The organism is Staphylococcus cohnii species complex 1663, assembly GCF_041008415.1.
Taxonomy (GTDB): Bacteria; Bacillota; Bacilli; order Staphylococcales; family Staphylococcaceae; genus Staphylococcus; species Staphylococcus ureilyticus.
The window spans coordinates 316,204-338,134 of sequence record NZ_JBFDVL010000001.1 but is presented as its reverse complement, the minus strand read 5'-3'; the positions used below and the strand labels follow the sequence as shown (position 1 = coordinate 338,134).

The window sequence follows — 21,931 nt, the reverse complement described above, 5'->3', positions numbered from 1 at the left end:
TTTAGACTAACATAGAGGTAAGACTGACGTTTCACTAACCGAAGACAAACGTCCGTATACATAAAATCACTTATGAAAGGACTCATTTCTATGTTAACTAAAGAATTTGCACAACGTGTTGAACTAAGTGAAAAGCAAGTCCGTAAAATCGTTCAACATTTAGAAGAACGTGGTTATCAACTTAGTAAAACCGAATACCGTGGCCGCGAAGCCACAGATTTCCAAGAAGAGGATATTGAACTCTTCCAAGATATTGCTGAAAAAGTGAAGCAGACAAATAGCTATGATTTAGCCTTCGAAGAACTTGAAAAGGAAAAAGATTTTCTACAGGTATTAGTCAAAGAGGATGACAACAACCTACCTTCAGATCAAAATGTGTCTTTACTCGTAGAAGATTTACGTACCGAAATTCAAAATATGCGTGACGAACGCCAAATGCTCGGACAAATGATTAATCAAGTGCACCAACAACAGCAAGAATTGCATAAAATGCAAGATCAAATTACATCTAAACTAGAAGAAAATACAGAATCACTGAAAGCAATTCAATCATCTACAGATGAAATTAAATCTACACAAAGTGTCATTCAGGATTCCCAAAAAGAACAAACAGAACTTGTGAAGTCTAATGTCGAATCTGAACGCGTGCATACAAATCAAAGTTCAATTAATAATGAAGCGAATGCATTCACTGAAAATACAACTGAGCAAGCAAATACGAAAGCAACACCTGAAAAAGCGACTGACACAGCAGATGCTCATACAAATACAGTTTCTGAAAATGTATCAACACAAACTGCCGATGAAGAAATCACACAAATTAGCGAACAACCTTCGACACAATCAGCAAATTCAGAAACTAAAAAGCAAGCTGCCGAAGTAAATTCAGCCGATAAAACAGATGACCAAATTGAACAAGATACACATAAAGAAACTTCTGAAGCTGAGCAACAAACAGATCATAACAAAGAAACCGCATCAGCATCGTCTACTACAAATGAGTCAGACGCACAACAAGCAAACACGTCTCAAGAAACAACGTCATACGCTTCACCACTTGCTAAAGAAGAGCGCAAAGAAGAACGTAAAGGATTTTTCGCACGCCTCTTTAATTTATAAGTTAAAGATGATACCAAAGCCAAAAAGTCTTTGGTTAAAAAAACGTCAATTTCTATTGAAATCGTATAGAAATTGACGTTTTTTGTTTTGCATAAAATTTCACAGTTTGTGATATAGCTATTATTCAAAAATTACAGCGCTATTTTGACTTTACTAAGGTCACTTTAAACTATAATATTACTCGAATCGAAATTCGTATTAAAATATCTACCAGCTTTTCTAAATCCAAAATTGTGTTTACTTCATTATCTTCTTTTAATGGATTATTTAGTTTCTAAATCAAAAATTTTCCTTAATTTCATCCTCATTGAATTTCTATCTAATTTAGCCACAAACGCCTTGACACCATATTCTGCCTAGATTTATAGCCCTTCCGATTCTGCTTCAAAAATAAAGTCATATAAATTTTATAATTTTTTTGAGTAATTGACTTGAATATTATTCGTTTTGCTACTATCCTTAGTATGCGTATCGGATTTAACAAAATAAATTAAATAAAAGAAAGTGTAGGTCTTGTTTTTATGTTATTAACAATTTTAAACATCATTATTTTTGCGGCCTTCCTTATCGGATTATATGTAATGGCAAGAAGACATGTTTCGTTTCCTAAACGTGTCTTTACAGCTTTAGGCATCGGGATTGTCTTTGGGATTGCTATTCATTTAATTTACGGTGTGGATTCAAAGGTCACTAAACAAACCACAGATTGGTTTAGTATAGTTGGAGATGGCTATATTTCATTCTTACAAATGATTGTTATACCTTTAATATTTATTTCAATCGTTTCCGCATTTACTAAAATTAATATTGGAGAAAAATTTGCTAAAATTGGCATCTATATCTTCATTTTCTTAATTGGGACTGTAGCAATTGCGGCAATTATCGGTATTATCTCAGCACTTGTCTTTGGCTTAGACGCATCTACGATTGATTTAGGTAGTGCCGAAAGCTCAAGAGGTAGTGAAATCGCAAGTCAAGCTAAGGATATGACAGCTAACACGCTACCACAACAAATCTTAGAATTATTACCAAGTAACCCATTCTTAGATTTCACTGGTCAGCGTACAACATCAACAATCGCTGTAGTGATCTTCGCTGCATTTGTTGGCTTTGCCTTCTTACGTGTAATGCGTAAACAACCTGAAAGTGGTCACTTACTTAAACGTGGTATCGATGCCGTTTATAATATCGTAATGGCAATTGTAACGTTTGTATTACGTCTAACTCCATACGGTATTTTAGCTATCATGGCGAATACAATCGCTACAAGTGATTTTGGTGCAATATGGACATTAGGAAAATTTGTAATCGCATCTTACGCGGCATTAATTGTAATGTATATCATTCACTTACTCATTGTAACTGGTATGGGACTGAACCCTGTTACATTTGTTAAGAAAACGTCTGAAGTATTGCTATTTGCATTTACTTCTCGTTCAAGTGCTGGTGCTTTACCACTCAATGTTCAAACTCAAAAAAATCGTTTAGGAGTGCCAGATGGTATTGCAAACTTCTCAGCTTCATTTGGTCTTTCTATTGGTCAAAACGGCTGTGCCGGCATTTATCCAGCAATGTTAGCAATCATGGTAGCACCGGCAGCTGGTGTCGAAGTTAATTTACAATTTATCTTATCTGTCATAGGCATTGTTGTGATTAGTTCATTTGGTGTAGCAGGTGTCGGTGGTGGCGCAACATTCGCATCTATCATTGTATTATCTACATTAAATTTACCTGTTGCATTGGCGGGTGTATTGATTTCAGTAGAACCACTTATCGATATGGGTCGTACTGCATTAAACGTTAACGACTCTATGCTTGCTGGTACAGGTACAGCTAAATTGACAAACAACTTAGATACTGACACTTATCATTCGAAAGAATACGGGGAAATCACAAGTTCATAATAAAAGACATCACTCACTATGAACTTCAAATATTTTTATAAATATAATTAAAGGTTGGAACGCTAGTCGTTCCAACCTTTTTTCATTTCTATACTTTTACTATATTATCAATTCAATTTTAATCATATTACTATTTTTGTCGTTTTATTGTTATCATCAGTTTTACGTAATTATAAATAAAGACAATAATCAAACTTAGCGATAATGATTTCAACAATAGGTTGACCCATGTACCGTTCGTAGTTAAGTAATACGTCACGATACTATTTATAACAAACACAATAAAAATAATCCCTAACTTCAGTAACATGTCTCCCACCTCTTTTAATTTAGTTTAGTGGGAAACATGCATTTTTTCAATTTAATTTTTCAATACCTTCAATGGATATATCTTTACTTTTTAAGATTCAACACTTGTTTGTCCAAATATTTTTTTCTTTATTGCTTCTCCAGTTGGCGTTCCAGCTAGACCTCCCAGTCCAGTTTCTCTCAACGATGCCGGCAAGTTGCGTCCTACTCTATCCATCGCCTCTATCACTTCGTCTACTGGAATTCTACTTTTTATTCCAGCTAACGCTAAATCAGCTGAGATTAAACCATTGCCTGAACCAATAGCATTACGCATAACACAAGGTATTTCAACTAACCCTGCCACAGGGTCACAAACTAACCCTAATAAATTACTGATAGCTAATGCCATCGCATGACCACTTTCTTCAGGTGTTCCACCAAATATCTCAACTGCTGCAGCTGCTGCAATTGCTGAGGCTGATCCCACCTCTGCCTGACATCCACCAATAGCACCTGCCACACTTGCATTGTTTGCGATAATTTTGCCACATAGTGCTGCAGCAAATAAAAAGTCAATCATCTGCGCTTCTGTTAAACCGTGTGTTTTTTCTAACTTGAATAATATGCCTGGTATTGTACCTGATGAACCAGCAGTTGGTGTTGCACAAATGATACCCATCGCAGCATTCACTTCATTTGTCGATATTGCACCTTTTAAAGCTTCTACCATATCATGTCCAGATAAAGCATGGTAATCTTCATTATATCGATCTAGTTTCACTGCATCATGTCCAGTATAACCTGTTACACTTTTCACACCATCTCCAGAAAGTCCCTTTTCTAACGCTTCTCTCATAACATCAAGATTTTGTTTCATTAATGCACGAACTTCATCCCTTGAAATCCCTTTTAATTCCATCTCCTCATGAATCATCATTTCAGCAAATGTTGTGTTCTGTGCCACTGCATAATCTATAATTTCTCGCATTGAATGATACATATTGCCACTCCTCTAACAAATATATGAAAAATTTAATTCTTTATATTTCTCACGTAATTTACTTAAACTATCTACATCTAAAGCTTTATTTAAATGTAATGCCAATAAACATTTGTCATTATTAATTGTTTTAATTTCTTCATTAATATCTACTTCATACTCAATCAAGTCATTAATCAAATGGTTAATTAAAGAAATATTAGCTTCTCCATCTACAACCAAAATAGGCAATGCATGATGCATGAGGATACAAAGCCCATCCACGTGGATACTTTTAATCTTAATTGTACCTCCACCAATTGAAATACCATTAATTTCTACATGTCTTCCATTACCATCTAATTTAATTAATGCGCAGTTCGGATGTTCACCCAAGCTAGCACTTGTTTCTTCTATAATTTCTATATCAATATTTTGTGCTTCCGCAAATGTGATAGCGTCTTTAATTCGTTCATCAAATGTGCTGAAACCCATTGACCCACCAATAATTGCTAAATCTGTTCCGTGACCCTTGTGCGTGGAGGCAAATGATTCATAATAATGAATCACAATCTTTTGAGGTTCAGACTGTAATACTGTTCGTGCAGCATTGCCTATTTTCACTGCACCTGCAGTGTGAGAACTAGATGGGCCCATCATAATTGGACCAATAACATCAAAAGCACTTTGATAATCTTGTTTTCTTGCCATTCTTCTCTCTCCTTAATTGGTCTGTTTTTTCATTCTAGGTAGATTGAAATTCAAGCTAGTCATATTAAATTTATTAATCATTTTTCCTATAACTAGACTTAATAAAATACTAGTAATTGATACCGTAATAATCGTAATCACAGATTTAATCGGGTCATTAAATCCAAACAATACAATAGCACCGGCAATTGGTGTCGCCATACCTGTCACGTTGATTACTAATCCACTAAATGTGACGATACATGCGTTTACAACACCAATAAGTGCATTGGTACCATAGAGTTGCAAAGGATACTTCGCAATAATATCTATTTGGGTTAATGGTTCAACTGCAACAGCGAAAGCTTTGGAAGCGTTACCTATTTTTAATTGTTTAAACATAATGAAATTGACAAATGAGCTACCTGTACATGTCAGTGCACCAATCGCCATAGGCAAACCAGTTAGTCCTAATAAGCTTGTTAATACCATGGAACTAAGTGGTGTCATACCTGTAACAGGAATAATAAGACCTAAAATAATTGCTAATACATAAGGATTGTTGTCACCAACAGCTGTCACGGCACTACCAATTTGTTTTAATAAAGCGATAACACCTGGGCTCATAATACTTGCAAGAAGGAAAGAAACAGCAGGAGCAAATAAAATTACAGTTATTAAATCTAAGCCCTCTGTGACTTTTTTTTCTAAAAATTTAATAGCAAATGAAACCAAATAAGCAGCTAAAAAAGCGGGTAATAATTTAAAATCGTGAAGTACTAAACCAACGATTACAGCAAAAACTGGCGAGACACCTAATTTTAAACAAGTAAGAAAACCGACTGCTACACCACTTAAACTACCGGCTAAGTCACCAATTTCCTGCAAAAACTTAATGTCAAAGACGCCACCAATGGCATAACTTAAAAATGCTTGTGGTAAGAATGTTGCACAGGCAGCACCCGACAATGCTTGTAGCCCTTTCTTACCATAAGGTGCAAAATTTAAAAATAACGTCATAGCTAACAATACAATGAATAGCGTTCCTACACCTAAAATAATATCCATTTCCTCAAACCTCTTTCTATTTTTCATTGATATCTATCATTTTTTATTTCCAACCACATCATAAAACTTTGTGAAAACACTTACAATGGCAAAAAACAGACTTTTATGAAATATTTGTGAATAAATTCACAAAATAATGAATTTTATATAATATAATAATCCATTTGTTATATTGTTTGTTATATTAAGTTAATGAATTTGCGAAAGATAATGAGTTTTCACTAAAATAACCGTTCAATAGCTGCAATAATTTGAACAAATGACTGAATTGGTACTAATATTGTAACTAAGTACTATCATTGTGTAACGAACTCCTAAATAACATAAAACAAAAACCGTCAATTTCTATTATTATTGCAATAGAAATTGACGGTTCTTTTTTAGACCAAAGTATTTATTTTACAAGTACTTAACATATGGACATAAATTTAATGAAACAGTCGATTTAATTTTAAATTTTTCATTTTGATTGTTTTCCTTAACACTGACTGTCTTTACTTCTATTTTGTTAACAGAAAATTGATTCTCACTTTTAAATATTTGTTATCTTGGTTTAAATGGACCCCAAGTAATTTTTTGTTTACTATCTAACGGAATGTTATCAATTGTATTCGAAACATCATCAAACCATTTTAAAAATGCAGGATTTTTGTCTAAATGCGCTTCAGCACTATCTTCGCTAATATCATGTAAATACCACGCCTTACTTTCAAATTCATATTGAATCTGTGAATATGCGAGCCGAGTTAAATTAACACTATCATATAAGCAGTTCACATGCTTCACGAGATTAGGTGCTTGTGAAATTAAACTATTTGATATTGTTCTTTTATGGGTTTGATTATCTAAATCATTCCACATTCTTAACTGGCCATCCATTTGAAAGAATATATCTATCGTAGAATCGTTTTCGTTAAATGAAATAAGAATAAATATACGTTCTGCTGTGTGATCAACGGAATTAATAGCTCCAACAACTAACTTTTGGGCCAATTTCACCCAATAGGCTTGAGCTTCTTGAGGGGTTAGTTTACTGCTAGAAGAATAAATATATTGCTCTTTAGCTTTATGATTTCCATGCGTTTTCTTACCAAAAAATTTGTCAAACATGCTCAACATAACCAACCCCTTTCTATGATATGACCTTTTCATCATAAGTGACACGCAACAGAAGTTGTCAGTGAATTATTTTTTAATAAAACCTGATTTATTCAATTGTTCTAACATATCTAGTCTCTGCTTAGCACTCATAAAATTAGAAATTTGTTCTGACCACGTTTCAGTACGTTCACCATTTGTACGGGATTCATAATATTTACTTACAGTTTCATCGTAATCTGCTAATGTTTTACGTTGCGTTTCTTTATCACTATCATATTTATTGTGATGGAAGATATTTTCAAGTGGTAAACGTGGTTTAGGATCTCCATTTTCGTCATCTGCTGGTATGCCTAATGCCATACCAAATAATGGGAAAGTATGCTTAGGTAAGTCTAAAATTTCACGCACACGTTCAACATCGTTTCTCAATGACCCTAAATAAACCATGCCATAACCCATGTCCTCAGCTGCAGCAGCAATATTTTGTGCAACTAATGTCGCATCTATCGTACCGACCAACAAACCTTCTGCTGATTCAAATGATGTTGCCATATCTTTTTTAGTATTTTCATTAACGATTGCATGTCTGTAATAATCCATAACAAAGACAAATAAATAACCGTTTTCTACTACATAAGGTTGACCTGACACTTCTTTCAAGTCCTCTTTAACTTCAGGATCATCTATACCAATAATTGAATAAGCCTGTAAATAGCTTGACGTTGAAGCGCTTTGACCCGCTTCAATTAATTTTTTAATATGCTCCTCTGGAATAGGCTCTTGCTTAAAGTTTCTGACTGAATGGTGTTTTTTCAATAAGTTGTATACATAATCAGACATGTATTATCCGCTCCTCTTTTGTGTATGTGTTTATAGTATTTAGATGTTAACAAAGCTCACAGTGAATTGCTTGTTATTTGTTTACCCTTTTTTCACTCTTATTAAATGTTATCATCCTATTTAAATGTTGAATATTCCTAAAATATATAAACAAAATAAAACACGAATGTGATGCTTGTGTGCTTCAATTAAATAAATCATCTTGGCACATTATATATGTCAGAAATGGACACAAAAATACTTCTTAAATTTTTTCATATATTGCTATATAACCACAAGTATATTTTCCTTTTGTAATATCTCCTGTTTTAAAAATAATAATATTCAAAATTGAAATGTTTTCCAAAACATAAATGTGGAACAATAATAACAAGGGGGTAATTCATTTGAGTAACAAAAAACAGGAACAATTAAAAAATGTAGAAAAAAACAATGACGATAAAGCAATGACGACGAATAATGGCGTTAAAGTAAGTGAAGATGAAAACACATTAACCGTTGGTGAACGTGGTCCTAGTTTATTAGAAGATTTCCATTTTAGAGAGAAAATTATGCACTTTGACCACGAGCGAATTCCTGAAAGAATCGTACATGCTCGCGGTTTTGGCGCTCACGGTGAATTTCAAGTTTACAAAGATTTATCTGAATACACTTCTGCAGACTTTTTAACACATCCTGAAAAGACTACCCCAGTGTTTGTCAGATTTTCAACTGTCCAAGGATCAAAAGGTTCTCCAGATACAGTAAGAGACGTGCGTGGTTTTGCTACAAAATTCTATACAGATGAAGGTATTTTTGATTTAGTAGGTAACGATATACCTGTTTTCTTTATACAGGACGCTATTAAATTTCCAGATTTAATTCACGCTGTTAAACCTGAACCACACAATGAAATGCCTCAAGGTGGGACTGCTCACGATACATTCTGGGACTTTTTCGCACAAAACCCAGAATCAACGCACACAACGGTTTGGGCTATGAGTGACAGAGGTATCCCTAAAAACTTTAGACAGATTGAAGGATTCGGCATCCATACCTTCCGCTTGGTTAATCGTGATGGTCAATCCTATTTCGTAAAATTTCATTGGAAGCCAGTTCACGGTTTAGAATCATTGGTATGGGATGAGGCACAAATCTTATCCGGTAAAGATATTGACTTCCATCGCAAAGATTTATATGAAGCAATTGAAAAAGGAGACTACCCTGAGTGGGAATTAGGCCTTCAAGTGATTCGACCAGAACAAGAATTTGATTTTGATTTTGATATTTTAGATCCAACAAAAATATGGCCAGAAGATGAAGTTCCAGTTGAAATTGTTGGTAAAATGACGTTAAATCAAAACGTATCTAATGTTTTTGATGAAACGGAACAAGCAGCGTTCCATCCTGGTCATATCGTGCCTGGCATTGATTTCTCTAACGACCCTCTATTACAAGGACGTTTATTCTCATATACGGATACTCAAATATCAAGATTAGGTGGACCAAACTTTAATCAAATACCAATTAATCGACCAGTTAATGAAGTACACAATAACCAAAGAGATGCTATGCATCAAATGAATGTCCATAAAGGACAAACGGCATATCACAACAATGCATTAAACAACAACGATCCCCACACAACACCTAAAGAAGAAGGCGGCTACGAACATTATCAAGAAAAAGTTGAAGGACGTAAAATACAAAAACGTAGTGAAAGCTTTAAAGATTATTACAGCCAAGCTAAACTTTATTTGAATAGTTTAACAAAGCCTGAATTCGACCATACCGTAGATGGATTTTCATTTGAAATTGGTAAATGTAAATCAGCTATGGTTAAACAAAATGCAGTGAATCAACTAAACAAAGTTGATCGCGCATTGGCAGAGCGCGTCGCAGCAAACGTAGGTGTTGAAGTGCCAGAAGAAAATGAAGAAGTACAAACTGATGCCAAAGATAGTAAGTTAACAATGGAAAAATTCGATATACCATTACCTGGACATTCTGTAGCAGTACTTGTGAACGGTGAGATAAATGAGGAAACATTAAAATCATATGCCAAAACATTTGCCGACAACAAACTCAACTATGCTTTTGTAGGCAAACAACCTAAAGATATCACTAAAGATTTCGGCATAACTGAAACGTATGATACTGCACACCCTACATTATTTGATAGTGTGTTTGTAATTTCAGATGGTGCAGAATTATCACCGGATGCAGAGGCATTTGCAGAACTCACATACAAACACAACAAACCGCTAGTTGTTAATCAAGCCGCATCAGAAAAATTATCAAATGCAAAATTAGACTTGAACGCACCCGGTGTATATATTTCAGATGATGCTCAAACGATTATTCAAGCATTTGAACGCGCAAGATATTGGGACAGATAAGCATATAAAATTAAAATAATATATCCCTGCAACGATATATTTAATGATACAAGCAGACGAGATAGAAATTTTTCATTGTAATTTAATTTCTATCTCGTCTTTTTTATGTGAATATGGGTAAATACTTACTAAACATTTAAAGATTCAATTTACATCAAATTGATCTGATTTCATGCTATATTTATTTCAAAAACACCTTCAAATAGGTGTTTGCAACCTCGAGTTGCACACGAGTAAACGATTAAGTGCGTGACATTACATGGTGATACCGTTAATTTCATATAAAAGGAGTGATAACTATGGAAATTGGACCACGTATCAAAGAACAACGCGAACTCAAAAATTGGTCGCAAGACGAACTTGCTGAAATATTAAATATTTCACGTCAAAGCATTTCAAAATGGGAACTGAATAAAGTCTATCCTAGTATTGATATGTTAATAAAAATGAGCGACCTATTCGACGTCTCATTGGATGAACTCATTAAAGGAGATAAAGCATTAAAAAAGACAATTATTGAAACCTATCAACAACCAGTTTCTAATCAGAAAGATCGTCCTATGAATGTTTGGGAATTTCTATCTAACTTTTGGTGGTTATTCTTCCCTGTAGCGTTTATTATTTGGTGGATGGTACAGTCGTTTGTTTGATTATAAAATTGTTTATTAATATGATTATTTCACTTTTTTCAATGAACAACTCATAAGCTATTTTAAAAACTTAGGAATAGAAATGTAGCTAATAAATTATTTGTTATGCTTCTATTCTTAAGTTTTGAGTAGCATAAACAATTCACTTTTTAAATTCTCCTAAATTCCACAACCTAAAATAATCTCTTTATGTGATTCAATCATTTTATATACACCTATTGTTAACATGGAACAATTTAGCAAATATCAAAATGCGGCGCTAATGTTTTCCAATAAATCAATTTACTTTCTTTAATATTTACTTATCATTACAAGTTCCAAAAGCGGTAAATAAGTTCACAAATTTGTGATATTTTTTTATAATCCTATCATATCAAACTTTCAATGCCTTCCTTCTCAATTCTTATGTTTAGTTGAGAATAGGAAGGCTATTTATATAGTGTGAAAGAAAATACAAATAATGTATATGCTTTCATTTTCTTATGTAGCTTAACTAGTTTTATTATCTTCTAATACAAATAGCGAGCACGATTTAAATCTATTGTGCTTTAAAGGTACTAATGTTGACGAAACAATAGCTACATGCAATAATAGTAATTGAAAGATTAGAATTATTATAATTAAGAAATTATGATAATCTGATTAAAAATATTTAAATTAACACTAAGTTATTAAATAGGAGGATGTTTTACATGTCTTTAATCAACAAGGAAATTTTACCATTTACAGCTAATGCTTATGATCCAAAGAAAGATGAGTTTTTCGAAGTTTCTGATGAAAACTTAAAAGGTTCTTGGAGTGTAGTTTGCTTCTACCCAGCAGACTTCTCATTCGTATGTCCTACTGAATTAGAAGATTTACAAAATCAGTATGATAAATTACAAGAATTAGGTGTAAACGTATATTCAGTTTCAACGGATACACACTTTGTACACAAAGCTTGGCATGATCATTCTGAAGCAATTAATAAAATTCAATATACAATGATTGGCGATCCTTCACAAACAATCACTCGTAATTTTGATGTATTAGATGAAGAGGTTGGCCTAGCTCAACGTGGTACATTTATCGTTGATCCTGATGGTGTTGTTCAAGCAGCTGAAATTAATGCGGACGGTATTGGCCGTGATGCAAGTACATTAGTACACAAAATTAAAGCAGCACAATATGTACGTCAACACCCAGGTGAAGTTTGCCCAGCTAAATGGGAAGAAGGTTCAGAAACATTACAACCTGGTCTTGACTTAGTAGGTAAAATCTAAGGAGGCATTGATTTGAATGCTTAATGATCAGCTAAAATCACAATTACAACAATTACTTCAATTAATGGAGGGTGATGTTGTACTACGCGCAAGTCTTGGTTCAGATGATAAATCGAAAGAACTAAAAGAGTTACTAGACGAAGTTGCAGCAGCATCATCTCATATCACAATTGAAGAGAAAGACCTAAAACGTACACCAAGCTTTACAGTAGATAAACCTGACGCAGACACAGGGATTACATTTGCTGGTTTACCTATGGGTCACGAATTTAATTCACTTGTATTAGCTTTATTACAAGTCAGTGGTCGCGCACCTAAAGAAGAGCAATCTGTCATAGATCAAATTAAAGCTTTAGATCGCCCACTCAATTTTGAAACTTATATCAGTTTAACGTGTCAAAAATGCCCGGATGTCGTTCAAGCATTGAACTTAATGAGTTTATTAAATCCAAATATCACTCATACAATGATTGACGGTGCTATTTTCAGAGAGGAATCTGAAGATATTATGGCAGTGCCAGCTATCTATTTAGATGGTGAAGAATTTGGCAATGGACGCATGACTGTACAAGATATATTATCTGAACTAGGTAGTAAAGCAGACCCTTCGGAATTCAATGATAAAGATCCTTACGACGTGTTAATCGTTGGTGGTGGACCCGCAAGTGGTAGTGCCGCTATCTATACTGCACGTAAAGGATTACGCACTGGTATTATTGCAGATCGCATTGGTGGTCAAGTCAACGATACTGCAACAATTGAAAACTTTATAACAGTTAAAGAAACTGATGGTCCTAAGTTCTCCTCTGCACTTGAAGATCATGTAAAGCAATATAATGTAGATACCATGACAGGTGTCAGAGCAAGTGATATTGAAAAAACAGACAATGGTATTATTGTCACTTTAGATAATGACGCTAAATTACAAAGTAAAACCGTGATTATTGCTACAGGTGCACGTTGGCGTAAGCTAGAAGTACCTGGTGAAGAAGCCCTTATCAATAAAGGGGTGGCATTCTGCCCGCACTGTGACGGACCTCTATTTGAAAATAAAAACGTTGCTGTTGTTGGTGGCGGTAACTCAGGTGTAGAAGCTGCAATAGACTTAGCAGGTATTGTAGAACATGTTACACTACTTGAGCGTAACGCTACCCTTAAAGCAGACGACGTATTACAAGAACGTTTAAGCTCTTTACCAAACGTTACAATTATCAAGAACGCACAAACAACTGAAGTTTTAGGTGAAGCTTCAGTGACGGGTCTTAAATATCAAGACAAATCAACTGGTGAAGACCACACTATAGAATTGGAAGGTATATTCGTACAAATCGGATTACTTCCAAATACAGAATGGTTAGATAACTATGTTGAGTTAAACCAAGCAAATGAAATAATCATTGATCGTACAAACGCTACAAGCATCCCAGGTATATTTGCTGCAGGCGATGTTACAGACGATCGTAATAAACAAATCATTATTTCAATGGGCGCTGGTGCAAATGCTGCATTAAATGCATTTGATTATATCATTCGACACTAATCACTTCCCTATTCAAATAGATGATAAAGGAGAACCAAATTTGGTTCTCCTTTTTTTGTTGTTTTCATTTCTAAGGAAAAGCAGTCGAATCTTGTTACACAAATATGAAACGTTTTCGCTCAAAGTTTCAAACTTTGTTCAAAAGATTGTGCGTTTAACTTTACGACATCTATATCAATCAATAGCTTGAAATGATAGTCTTAGGTTATAATTTCAAAAGCACATCAATTAATATAAATTGGACTATTTTTAAAGGAGCAATACGTTTTATGAAAAAAAGTATACTTATAACATTCGTTCTCATGCTAACTGTCATACTCACAGCATGTGCTAATGAAAATTCAAATGATGATAAACAACACAGTGAAAGACATGCCCCTTCAAATGTCAAAAAAGTTACAGAAAGTAATATCTTTGCTTCTCATAAAAAAGGCGAAAATATAAGCGAAGATGAAATGAACAAAGCGATAAAAAAATATCTAGATGTTAATGCAGATATTCTCGACAATAAATATCTAATACAGTATAAATTAGATAAGCAAACCGGTACGGATACTAAAATCACAGACGCACAAGCCAAAAGATTATCTGATTTATCACACAATGCGATTAAAAACGATGTGCGATTTAAAAACTTTGTCAAAGACAATCATCTGCCTAAAGGTTATAAAGATGACGTGGATCGAATCATTAACTATTTCACTGCGTTAAACACCACGATTAAAGATGCTGATAAACAAATCGAAGAAGTAAATTATCAACCGCAAAACACGCTAAACGTTGTAGACGTATCAGCAGAACATGCAGGAAATGTAAACGGTAAACAACAAGAAAAAATCAAAAAGTTCCTTAAAGATAAAGGTATTAAAAGTGATGCAATAGATAAATAATGTATCATTTATGGTTATTCAACTACTTGAATTTGTGAACATTCTTTGAATAACTATCAAATTCATTTTTATTGATATCAAATAAAGTGTTATGCATTACAAAATGATGACAATACCAATTCCCAGCATTATAAAGCCTTTTAAGCGCTTACTTAAAGTTAAATGATTCATCTTGACTTATATTTGTAAAAAACCTTACATGATTGTAAGGTTTTTTAATATAAAATGACTTTTTTTCTCGGAGATGTATTTGTTATCCTATGTTATAAGATTGAACACAGTAAACGTAGGAGCACAGCCGAAAACTTTATAGGGAGGTTTGCACTATGGTAATTACGATTTTACTAGGTGCCATGGCTGCTGTCTTCATAGCTTTTAATCTCTTTGAGAAAAAAGAAACTTATGGCGTAATTTCATATAAATCTATTGCTTTAAGCATTACTTACGTCATACTCGCAGTTATTGTTGGTAGTTTCTTAGACAATATCAACACTATATTCCAAGGATTTCACGATAGCTTAACAGCAGCAAAAAGATATTAACCTGAACTGAGCAAATAAACAGTTCAGGTTTTTTAATACGTCATTTTATCAAAGCTAAAGCTCAATTTCATAAGGTACACAATTATCAATTTGCTTATCTATCACAGATGCTTTATTTTCATAACCTAAGTATACGAAGCAACATCTAATTACAACTTGATGAGCAATGATTACAACTGTATCTAAAGATGTATCTAGCTCTTGTTTAAAGAAAGTTTCTACACGTTTTAAAACATCTTCATAACTTTCTCCTTCTGGTGCTTTTTGAGTAAAGCTGTGCCTAAATGAACTGTTTGGACCGCCATTAAAATAAGTTTCAAATTGAGCATTTTGTTCAATTTCACTCACTTTTTCACCCTCAAACTGACCTAAAGAACGTTCTCTCAGTAATGTCGTTACACTAGCTGGAATATCTTTATCAAAAATTGCATTATATGTTTGTCTCGTTCTTGTTAAATCAGACAAATAAATATGATCAATTTTGACTTGATTAAAATGATGTTGTAATAATTGCGCGTCTCGAGCGCCTTTTTCAGTTAATGGAACGTCTAATTGGCCACAAAAATAGTGATTTCCTTCTTTTTTATCGTAATTGGATTTTGATTCACCATGGCGAATTAAGTATAGTTTCATATGTTTGTACTCCTTTGTATTTTTAAATAAGGTAACATTTTTGTTAGATGAAGTATAACTTCTATAATAAAATATTTATTTTTGTTACTTTAAATGTGAGGTGATAAAAATGAATGAACAACCTTTAAATTCAGATACGCAAGGTGGACGTGTCTTAGCTTCTGTAAGTTATTTCAGCATATTTTTTGCTCCAATCATATTACCTATCATCATTTGGATTTTTGCTGATAAACCAGCATCCACACATGTTGCTAAATCGCTATTCTATCATGTCATCACATATTTAGGACCGATATTTATTATTATCGTTGCAAGTTTAGGTGGCATGATCGTCAATCAACAACATCATACAATTATGGTCATAATGATAATTTTAGGAATTATTTTAATCTTATTCACGATTTGGTATACAATTAAAAATATTTATCGTGGCGTCAAAGTATTAATTTCTGAAAGTGCTTATTTTAACCCCTAAGATAAATCATTTACTTTTGAATATTCGATAGACACAAAAACACACAAAAAAACAGCTTGGGAAAATATTGTTTCCTCAAGCTGCTTTTTTTGTTAAATCTAGATTAACTACTTTTGCTAAATAATAAATTAAGCGACAGACCAATTAACACTGCACCTACCGTATAGTCAAAAATAGCTTTAATCTTTCTGTTTGCAAAAAGTAATTTAATGTATTGAAAAATATATACACAGAAAATAAACCATAATAAAATAACTGTCGTTACAATCGCGGATAACACCGCTATTTGTGTGGTAACGCCTTCGCCCGCACTTAAAAATTGCGGTAAGATACTTATGTAATAGAGTAATGCTTTTGGATTTAAAATGGTACTAAAGAAACCTTGCCTATATGAACTTAAATAGCTGATTTGTTGTGCTTTCATTTGTGTGATTGAAAAATTCATACTTTGTCGTGCGCTAATAATACTTTTGATACCTAAATATATAAGGTAACAAGCACCCAGTATTTTAATCACTAAAAACACGTAATACATATTTGCCAAAATAAAAATAATACCAAAGACCGCTAGTAGAGAATAAACAACATGGCCTGTCGTTATACCCAATGCTGCCATCGCACCATTACCTTTACCAGAAGTGATTGAATTTTTCATCACGACGAAAAAATCAGGTCCTGGGACGATAATAATCATTAAAGTAATTGTTATAAATGCGGCTAATCCTTCCATTTTCTGCACCTCCACCTTAATTATGTTATCAAGATGCACACGGTATCGCAACACGCGAAACAAATCTTTTATGATTCTGTTATGGTGATGTTCAAATAATATATGAACGAAATCCAAAATTTGGTCAATGGTCAATCATAGAAAGCCGTGAAATGGAAAAATAATTTATGTGGTATAACTCAGTTAATTTTAACTTAATAATTTCAAACCAATGGTGCTACCCAATATAACTAGAATACAAATAATTCGTTTAATATCCGTTGACTCTTTGTAAAAAAGCATACCTAAAACTGCTCCGCCAACAGCACCAATGCCAGTCCATACAGCATATGCAGTGCTCATAGGCAACTGTTTCATAGCAATAGATAATGTTAAAAAACTAATTGCAAAGAAAGTTATCATCCAAACAAGCGATTTATATTTGCGACTATGCACATAAGCATTCAAAAATGTAATACCAAGCATTTCAAATATACCTGCACAAATCAGTAAAATCCAAGCCATTATGAATACCCCCCTTCATTTGTCGTCACTAATTTCAAACAAATTACACCAAGCAACAATGTCATTATTAAAATGATTTTCTCTGGGTTAAATGGTTGATCAAAGAATATAAAATCAGCTAGGGTAACGCCAGTTGTACCAAGTCCTACAAAGACTGCATAAGATGTCCCTACCGGTAATACTTTTGAAGCATCTATAAGTAAGTAAAAACTTAAAAATATAGCAATAACTGTCAATATCCACTCGAATACTGATGAAGCATGAGTTAAGCCAATAACCCATCCCACTTCAAAGAGTGCTGCAATCACAATTTTTAACCAATTCATAACAAAATCCTCCTTTAAAATTAAAAGAGCCTGAGAGATAGTCATCTATACTATCTCCCAGGCTTTTATCCTTCCGTGTCACATATTAATATGTGCCTTTCTCTCGGACCGAACCAACACCATCGTCGTGGAACCCTAGAAAGGTTTATTCAATTATTGAAATCGTATCAAATTACACTTCAAACTTCAAGTTAAGATGATTCAGTATACAATAAATTATATTAATTCTTATAAAGAAAGCGTTTTAAATTAATTTTTAAGTCAAAACTCTCTACATTTTATATATTTTAATGTATAATAAGGATTACATTATAATAATTATAATGTAACGGCGTCGTCAATGAAACTTATTCTCAATTGAGTATTTTGATAAACGGACTAAAACGATTAATAAAAGTGAGGGATTATTATGAAATTATTAAATTACAAAATGCAAAATAATGAACTCGTTGCAACTGTATTATCTGACAAGAAGCAAGTATTCAAATATACGTTTGATGTAAATACACCAGAGTATGAAATTTTAGATGTACTAGAAGAAATCAACCATTATGTTGACAATGGTCATCATCCACTGGGTTGTTCTCTATTGAAAAATTATTCACATGAGGATGTGAGTCACAATATTTTATAATCTAGATTCTCGACCAAAAAGGTGAGTATAGCTGATAGACATTAATCAGTATACTCATCTTTTAATTTTTGATTTGCATAAATGGCCATACCTGTTTTTAATTTTCGAAAACCTAATTTTTGATATAATCCTTCGACGCCATGCGTTGAAATTAAATGCACGCAAGACACCTGCCCCAATTGGTTAATCATTCTACATACAATGTCATAACCTATACCCTTATTTTGATAGGACTGATCCACGATAACATCATAAATAGCTGCGTTAAATACACCATCTGATAAGGCTCTCGCTAATCCTATAGCACTACCATTATGCTTTGCCACCACGATATGTGTGCTAGCATTAAAAATGGTCTTAATTTTTTCCTTATTATGCCCCATCCAACCATTCGAGTGATATATTTTTATAAAATCTTCTAAATCATGTGAGTCAAATACATAAGTATAATCTATTTTCATCTCTATCACACCCTCATAATTTGTGTATATCAATCTATTTTATAGCTTTCTATACCCTTACATTACATAATCATTTATAATATATTTAAATCATCTTTTAATGTCACATCATACATCACATATGATGTACAAAGAAGGCGTTAATATAAACAGTTAACAGGGTAAAGAGATAGTAAAGACGTTATTATTTTATCGATACAAGTAAGGAGGGACGCAAAATGTGGATTGTTTCAATATTACTCATTATCGTTGGTATTGTGTTGCTCATCATAAATAACCGTACACCTAAAAAAGAAGGTGTCGGCAAAAAACAAAGTTTAGTCAGCTTTGGTGTGGTCTGTTTAATCATCGGTATTTTCGGACTCATAGGTCAAATTATTAAATCAATTATATAAATCATCATATAAAAAAGAGCGGGGTCGTAATCCAGTTACACTAGATTACTTAACCCTGCTCTTTTTGATTAAAAACTTTTTAATATTTGTTAAAAATATTTGCTTTACATATTGAATAAATCATTAAATGATTCAACCATTGTAGGATGTGTATAAATATTTTCTTTTAATACTTCATAAGATAAATGTTGGTCAATTGCTAATTTTACTAAATTAATAATTTCCTCAGATTGTAAGCCATATAAAGTAGCACCTAATATTTCACTTGTTTCTTTATTAACGACTGCTTTAAACAAACCTCTTGTATCATTGTTTATTTTATGACGCGGAATTGTGTTTACAGGTACTGCATTTTCTAAAATTTGATAACCTTGTGCTTTTGCTTCTTCTGCTGTTAAACCTACACGTGATAATGGTGGATCAATAAATACAGTGTATGGCACAGCACCGCGATTTTCGGTCGTACGTTTGCCATCACCAAACAATTGATCTTTTACAATTCTGAAGTCATCTAATGAAATATACGTGAATTGCATGCCACCTTTAACATCACCTAATGCATAAATATTTGGCACGTTTGTTTGTAAGTTTTGGTTTACCTTGATTTCTCCACGTTCACCAATTTCAACATCTGTATTTTCTAAACCTAAGTCTGTATTTGGTTTACGACCAGTAGCTAATAATACCGCATCCGCTTCATAGCTTCCTTGTGTCGTGTGTACTGTTGTGCCAGATGCATTATCTTCAAAACGCTCTGTATCCGCATTTAATACAAGATTAACACCTTTATTTTCAAGATCTTTTTTAACTTCTGCAACAATATCTTTATCTTCTTTAGGCATGATATCATCATGTTTCTCTAAAACAGTTACTTGTGTATCAAAGTTCGCAAACATAGAGGCAAATTCTAATGCAATATAGCCTCCACCCACAATAACTAAACGTTTAGGTTGTGTTGCCAATTCCATAATGCCGGTAGAATCATATAAATGTTGTGATGTTTCTACACCTTCGATGGATGGAATGATTGGTTGTGCACCTGTATTAATCACGATATCTTCTGCAGTAAGTGTTTCTTGTACTTCACCATTTTCATCTAATAATTCTACTTCATTATTAGACTTAAATGCTGCAGTAAAATCTAATACGTTGATATTATTATCATCTGCTAAATTATGATAATTCTTACTGTTTAGTGCATTTACTACATCGGATTTTCTAGAAAAAGCTTGTTCAAATGAACCGTGTGCTAAACCTTCATGCACAAGTGTTTTTGAAGGAATACAACCTATATTAATACATGTACCACCATACATCTTTTGCGATTTTTCAACTACAGCTACACTTTTTCCTTGGCCAGACGCAAATTTTGCTAAAGTTTTACCACCTTTACCAAATCCAATTATTAATAAATCATACTTTTTCATAATAATCCTCCTTAATCGTTTCATTTAAAACGTCTTTAATCGTTTCATTTAAAACGTCTTTAATCGTTACATTTTGATAATAATTAATTAATAGCTCTTCTTCTTTTTGATGAAACTTAAACATCGTGTTGCCAATTTCTCTTGAAACTTCACAGTCACTACCAGCATCTCCAGTAAATAAACGTCCTTCTGAGCGATCTTCTTTAAACATCACAAATAGTTCAGACAAGTTAACATTTGCTGTCATATCATTAGCCTGATACCCTCCAAATTTACCTCTAGAAGTAGCTAAATAATGATGTTGATTTAACTTACGAGTTACCCTGCGTAATTGAGCCGGATTAATACAGATACGTTCCGCTAATTCATTGCTGCTAAAACGCTCATCATCATGTTTTAGCAAAAAAGTCAGTAAATGTACTGCTATATTGAATTCTAAATTCAAAGAAATCACCTTTTATCTTTAATTGAAACTTTTATAGTTACATTTAAACATATTAAACCATATCGTGCAAAATTTTTGTTTTGGTATTTGAAAAATATATAAAAAGGATTGAAAGCGTGAACAAAGTTAAACATTGCCATGCTTTCAATCCTAGTTGGATAGTTACAATAATGCACCTCTTATTTTATTGCCATATTCTAAATATGATTTCAGACAACTAAGCATATATACCCAGCCTTCTTTTTGGCCTAATAAGCGTGCTACATCATTTTCTTCTATATCTTTTTCTGTAGTAGTTACAATTGTATGATTATCATCACCATCGAATTGTATTGTTACATGATTATCGCCCCACTTAAATTGAATCATTTCATTTTCAACCATATCTTCTATTAAAATATCGATTTCAGCATGATACTCTTCATATCGTAAGGTAATTGTTTTACCCTCTTCCCAACGTTCAGAACTTGAAGAAAACCAAAATCCTCCTATATAATCTGGATTGACAAAAGCTTCAAACACTTGATCACTAGATACATTGACTTGCATTTTAGTTACTATATCCAAAAAATTCACAACCTTTCTTCTAAAATTAAATATTTTGTAATCATTCAATCATAAAAACACATCACTATGTCTTATTAAGG

At 33.1% G+C, this 21,931-nt stretch carries 25 protein-coding genes and 1 riboswitch; of the genes, 11 read left to right on the top strand and 14 right to left on the bottom strand.

Annotated elements, in window-relative coordinates:
- Positions 1–90 precede the first annotated feature (90 nt).
- Together AB1J10_RS01570 and AB1J10_RS01565 are read left to right on the top strand one after the other, a co-directional pair.
- Positions 91–1,119: a hypothetical protein gene (locus tag AB1J10_RS01570; protein ID WP_046207049.1), complete on the top strand. Its 1,029-nt coding sequence runs from the start codon at positions 91–93 to the stop codon at positions 1,117–1,119.
- Between the two features lie 521 nt (positions 1,120–1,640).
- The gene (locus tag AB1J10_RS01565; RefSeq protein ID WP_046207050.1) at positions 1,641–3,023 is read left to right on the top strand and encodes an L-cystine transporter; all 1,383 of its coding nucleotides are present in this window, start codon (positions 1,641–1,643) and stop codon (positions 3,021–3,023) included.
- A gap of 130 nt (positions 3,024–3,153) precedes the next feature.
- Here the strand turns inward: AB1J10_RS01565 and AB1J10_RS01560 are convergent, their stop codons facing one another.
- From AB1J10_RS01560 to nfsA, 6 genes are all read right to left on the bottom strand, one after another.
- Positions 3,154–3,333 (bottom strand): hypothetical protein, encoded by a 180-nt coding sequence (locus AB1J10_RS01560; protein ID WP_071562246.1) that lies wholly within the window; start codon positions 3,331–3,333, stop codon positions 3,154–3,156.
- 90 nt (positions 3,334–3,423) lie between these two features.
- The gene (sdaAA, locus tag AB1J10_RS01555; protein ID WP_046207051.1) at positions 3,424–4,314 is read right to left on the bottom strand and encodes an L-serine ammonia-lyase, iron-sulfur-dependent, subunit alpha; all 891 of its coding nucleotides are present in this window, start codon (positions 4,312–4,314) and stop codon (positions 3,424–3,426) included.
- Positions 4,315–4,326: 12 nt separating this feature from the next.
- The gene (gene sdaAB, locus AB1J10_RS01550) at positions 4,327–5,004 is read right to left on the bottom strand and encodes an L-serine ammonia-lyase, iron-sulfur-dependent subunit beta (RefSeq protein ID WP_064209629.1); all 678 of its coding nucleotides are present in this window, start codon (positions 5,002–5,004) and stop codon (positions 4,327–4,329) included.
- 12 nt (positions 5,005–5,016) lie between these two features.
- A complete protein-coding gene (locus AB1J10_RS01545; RefSeq protein ID WP_070038359.1) occupies positions 5,017–6,051 on the bottom strand; it encodes a PTS sugar transporter subunit IIC in 1,035 nt (344 codons plus the stop codon).
- A gap of 543 nt (positions 6,052–6,594) precedes the next feature.
- Positions 6,595–7,161, bottom strand: coding sequence for a hypothetical protein (locus tag AB1J10_RS01540; RefSeq protein WP_046207545.1), 567 nt, complete (start codon positions 7,159–7,161; stop codon positions 6,595–6,597).
- 75 nt (positions 7,162–7,236) lie between these two features.
- Positions 7,237–7,992 (bottom strand): oxygen-insensitive NADPH nitroreductase, encoded by a 756-nt coding sequence (gene nfsA / locus AB1J10_RS01535; RefSeq protein WP_107520723.1) that lies wholly within the window; start codon positions 7,990–7,992, stop codon positions 7,237–7,239.
- Between the two features lie 386 nt (positions 7,993–8,378).
- Between nfsA and AB1J10_RS01530 the strand changes: the two genes are divergently transcribed.
- From AB1J10_RS01530 to AB1J10_RS01505, 6 genes are all read left to right on the top strand, one after another.
- Positions 8,379–10,370 (top strand): catalase, encoded by a 1,992-nt coding sequence (locus AB1J10_RS01530; RefSeq protein WP_070038366.1) that lies wholly within the window; start codon positions 8,379–8,381, stop codon positions 10,368–10,370.
- A gap of 299 nt (positions 10,371–10,669) precedes the next feature.
- Positions 10,670–11,020 carry a helix-turn-helix domain-containing protein gene (locus tag AB1J10_RS01525; protein WP_046207056.1) on the top strand — a complete coding sequence of 117 codons (351 nt, stop codon included), beginning with the start codon at positions 10,670–10,672 and terminating at the stop codon, positions 11,018–11,020.
- Positions 11,021–11,712: 692 nt separating this feature from the next.
- Positions 11,713–12,282, top strand: a complete 570-nt coding sequence (ahpC, locus tag AB1J10_RS01520) for an alkyl hydroperoxide reductase subunit C (protein ID WP_046207057.1) — start codon at positions 11,713–11,715, stop codon at positions 12,280–12,282.
- Positions 12,283–12,298: 16 nt separating this feature from the next.
- Complete coding sequence (ahpF, locus tag AB1J10_RS01515; protein ID WP_070038369.1) at positions 12,299–13,822, top strand: alkyl hydroperoxide reductase subunit F; 1,524 nt, start codon at positions 12,299–12,301, stop codon at positions 13,820–13,822.
- 269 nt (positions 13,823–14,091) lie between these two features.
- Positions 14,092–14,712, top strand: a complete 621-nt coding sequence (locus tag AB1J10_RS01510) for an NDxxF motif lipoprotein (RefSeq protein ID WP_070038372.1) — start codon at positions 14,092–14,094, stop codon at positions 14,710–14,712.
- 326 nt (positions 14,713–15,038) lie between these two features.
- Positions 15,039–15,254 carry a hypothetical protein gene (locus AB1J10_RS01505; protein ID WP_046207060.1) on the top strand — a complete coding sequence of 72 codons (216 nt, stop codon included), beginning with the start codon at positions 15,039–15,041 and terminating at the stop codon, positions 15,252–15,254.
- 54 nt (positions 15,255–15,308) lie between these two features.
- Here the strand turns inward: AB1J10_RS01505 and AB1J10_RS01500 are convergent, their stop codons facing one another.
- Positions 15,309–15,887 carry a histidine phosphatase family protein gene (locus tag AB1J10_RS01500; RefSeq protein WP_046207061.1) on the bottom strand — a complete coding sequence of 193 codons (579 nt, stop codon included), beginning with the start codon at positions 15,885–15,887 and terminating at the stop codon, positions 15,309–15,311.
- Between the two features lie 109 nt (positions 15,888–15,996).
- On the opposite strand from AB1J10_RS01500, the gene AB1J10_RS01495 reads away from it, so the two are divergent.
- Positions 15,997–16,362: a hypothetical protein gene (locus AB1J10_RS01495; RefSeq protein WP_369002980.1), complete on the top strand. Its 366-nt coding sequence runs from the start codon at positions 15,997–15,999 to the stop codon at positions 16,360–16,362.
- 103 nt (positions 16,363–16,465) lie between these two features.
- Here AB1J10_RS01495 and AB1J10_RS01490 read toward each other — a convergent pair whose 3' ends face one another.
- From AB1J10_RS01490 to AB1J10_RS01480, 3 genes are all read right to left on the bottom strand, one after another.
- Positions 16,466–17,092, bottom strand: coding sequence for a LysE family translocator (locus tag AB1J10_RS01490; protein WP_046207063.1), 627 nt, complete (start codon positions 17,090–17,092; stop codon positions 16,466–16,468).
- A gap of 189 nt (positions 17,093–17,281) precedes the next feature.
- Positions 17,282–17,596, bottom strand: coding sequence for a DMT family transporter (locus AB1J10_RS01485; RefSeq protein ID WP_070038375.1), 315 nt, complete (start codon positions 17,594–17,596; stop codon positions 17,282–17,284).
- Positions 17,596–17,922 carry a DMT family transporter gene (locus tag AB1J10_RS01480; protein ID WP_070038377.1) on the bottom strand — a complete coding sequence of 109 codons (327 nt, stop codon included), beginning with the start codon at positions 17,920–17,922 and terminating at the stop codon, positions 17,596–17,598. Before AB1J10_RS01480 ends, AB1J10_RS01485 begins: the two co-directional genes overlap by 1 nt.
- A 52-nt stretch (positions 17,923–17,974) precedes the next feature.
- Positions 17,975–18,072, bottom strand: a riboswitch (guanidine-I (ykkC/yxkD leader).
- 259 nt (positions 18,073–18,331) lie between these two features.
- On the opposite strand from AB1J10_RS01480, the gene AB1J10_RS01475 reads away from it, so the two are divergent.
- Positions 18,332–18,556 (top strand): hypothetical protein, encoded by a 225-nt coding sequence (locus tag AB1J10_RS01475; RefSeq protein WP_019469882.1) that lies wholly within the window; start codon positions 18,332–18,334, stop codon positions 18,554–18,556.
- A gap of 41 nt (positions 18,557–18,597) precedes the next feature.
- Here the strand turns inward: AB1J10_RS01475 and AB1J10_RS01470 are convergent, their stop codons facing one another.
- On the bottom strand, positions 18,598–19,017 hold the full coding sequence (locus AB1J10_RS01470; protein ID WP_064209635.1) for a GNAT family N-acetyltransferase: 420 nt from the start codon (positions 19,015–19,017) through the stop codon (positions 18,598–18,600).
- A 218-nt stretch (positions 19,018–19,235) separates the two neighbouring features.
- Here AB1J10_RS01470 and AB1J10_RS01465 point away from each other — a divergent pair, with 218 nt between their 5' ends.
- A complete protein-coding gene (locus AB1J10_RS01465; protein ID WP_164987250.1) occupies positions 19,236–19,412 on the top strand; it encodes a hypothetical protein in 177 nt (58 codons plus the stop codon).
- A gap of 104 nt (positions 19,413–19,516) precedes the next feature.
- Here AB1J10_RS01465 and merA read toward each other — a convergent pair whose 3' ends face one another.
- From merA to AB1J10_RS01450, 3 genes are all read right to left on the bottom strand, one after another.
- Entirely contained in the window at positions 19,517–20,839 is a 1,323-nt protein-coding gene (gene merA, locus AB1J10_RS01460; protein WP_070038379.1) for a hypothiocyanous acid reductase MerA, read from the bottom strand.
- Positions 20,826–21,284, bottom strand: a complete 459-nt coding sequence (gene hypR / locus AB1J10_RS01455) for a redox-sensitive transcriptional regulator HypR (RefSeq protein WP_070038382.1) — start codon at positions 21,282–21,284, stop codon at positions 20,826–20,828. The genes merA and hypR overlap by 14 nt, the downstream gene beginning before the upstream one ends.
- 162 nt (positions 21,285–21,446) lie before the next feature.
- Complete coding sequence (locus AB1J10_RS01450; protein ID WP_064209637.1) at positions 21,447–21,851, bottom strand: SRPBCC domain-containing protein; 405 nt, start codon at positions 21,849–21,851, stop codon at positions 21,447–21,449.
- Positions 21,852–21,931: the final 80 nt, after the last annotated feature.

Coding starts and splice junctions, on each gene's coding strand:
- AB1J10_RS01470 (WP_064209635.1), bottom strand. CDS start 19,017: ATGAAAATAGATTATACTTATGTATTTGACTCACATGATTTAGAAGAT.
- ahpC (WP_046207057.1), top strand. CDS start 11,713: ATGTCTTTAATCAACAAGGAAATTTTACCATTTACAGCTAATGCTTAT.
- AB1J10_RS01490 (WP_046207063.1), bottom strand. CDS start 17,092: ATGGAAGGATTAGCCGCATTTATAACAATTACTTTAATGATTATTATC.
- merA (WP_070038379.1), bottom strand. CDS start 20,839: ATGAAAAAGTATGATTTATTAATAATTGGATTTGGTAAAGGTGGTAAA.
- AB1J10_RS01525 (WP_046207056.1), top strand. CDS start 10,670: ATGGAAATTGGACCACGTATCAAAGAACAACGCGAACTCAAAAATTGG.
- sdaAB (WP_064209629.1), bottom strand. CDS start 5,004: ATGGCAAGAAAACAAGATTATCAAAGTGCTTTTGATGTTATTGGTCCA.
- AB1J10_RS01560 (WP_071562246.1), bottom strand. CDS start 3,333: ATGTTACTGAAGTTAGGGATTATTTTTATTGTGTTTGTTATAAATAGT.
- AB1J10_RS01545 (WP_070038359.1), bottom strand. CDS start 6,051: ATGGATATTATTTTAGGTGTAGGAACGCTATTCATTGTATTGTTAGCT.
- nfsA (WP_107520723.1), bottom strand. CDS start 7,992: ATGTCTGATTATGTATACAACTTATTGAAAAAACACCATTCAGTCAGA.
- ahpF (WP_070038369.1), top strand. CDS start 12,299: ATGCTTAATGATCAGCTAAAATCACAATTACAACAATTACTTCAATTA.
- AB1J10_RS01510 (WP_070038372.1), top strand. CDS start 14,092: ATGAAAAAAAGTATACTTATAACATTCGTTCTCATGCTAACTGTCATA.
- AB1J10_RS01565 (WP_046207050.1), top strand. CDS start 1,641: ATGTTATTAACAATTTTAAACATCATTATTTTTGCGGCCTTCCTTATC.
- AB1J10_RS01475 (WP_019469882.1), top strand. CDS start 18,332: ATGAAATTATTAAATTACAAAATGCAAAATAATGAACTCGTTGCAACT.
- AB1J10_RS01465 (WP_164987250.1), top strand. CDS start 19,236: ATGTGGATTGTTTCAATATTACTCATTATCGTTGGTATTGTGTTGCTC.
- sdaAA (WP_046207051.1), bottom strand. CDS start 4,314: ATGTATCATTCAATGCGAGAAATTATAGATTATGCAGTGGCACAGAAC.
- AB1J10_RS01500 (WP_046207061.1), bottom strand. CDS start 15,887: ATGAAACTATACTTAATTCGCCATGGTGAATCAAAATCCAATTACGAT.
- AB1J10_RS01540 (WP_046207545.1), bottom strand. CDS start 7,161: ATGTTTGACAAATTTTTTGGTAAGAAAACGCATGGAAATCATAAAGCT.
- AB1J10_RS01505 (WP_046207060.1), top strand. CDS start 15,039: ATGGTAATTACGATTTTACTAGGTGCCATGGCTGCTGTCTTCATAGCT.
- AB1J10_RS01570 (WP_046207049.1), top strand. CDS start 91: ATGTTAACTAAAGAATTTGCACAACGTGTTGAACTAAGTGAAAAGCAA.
- AB1J10_RS01495 (WP_369002980.1), top strand. CDS start 15,997: ATGAATGAACAACCTTTAAATTCAGATACGCAAGGTGGACGTGTCTTA.
- AB1J10_RS01480 (WP_070038377.1), bottom strand. CDS start 17,922: ATGAATTGGTTAAAAATTGTGATTGCAGCACTCTTTGAAGTGGGATGG.
- AB1J10_RS01485 (WP_070038375.1), bottom strand. CDS start 17,596: ATGGCTTGGATTTTACTGATTTGTGCAGGTATATTTGAAATGCTTGGT.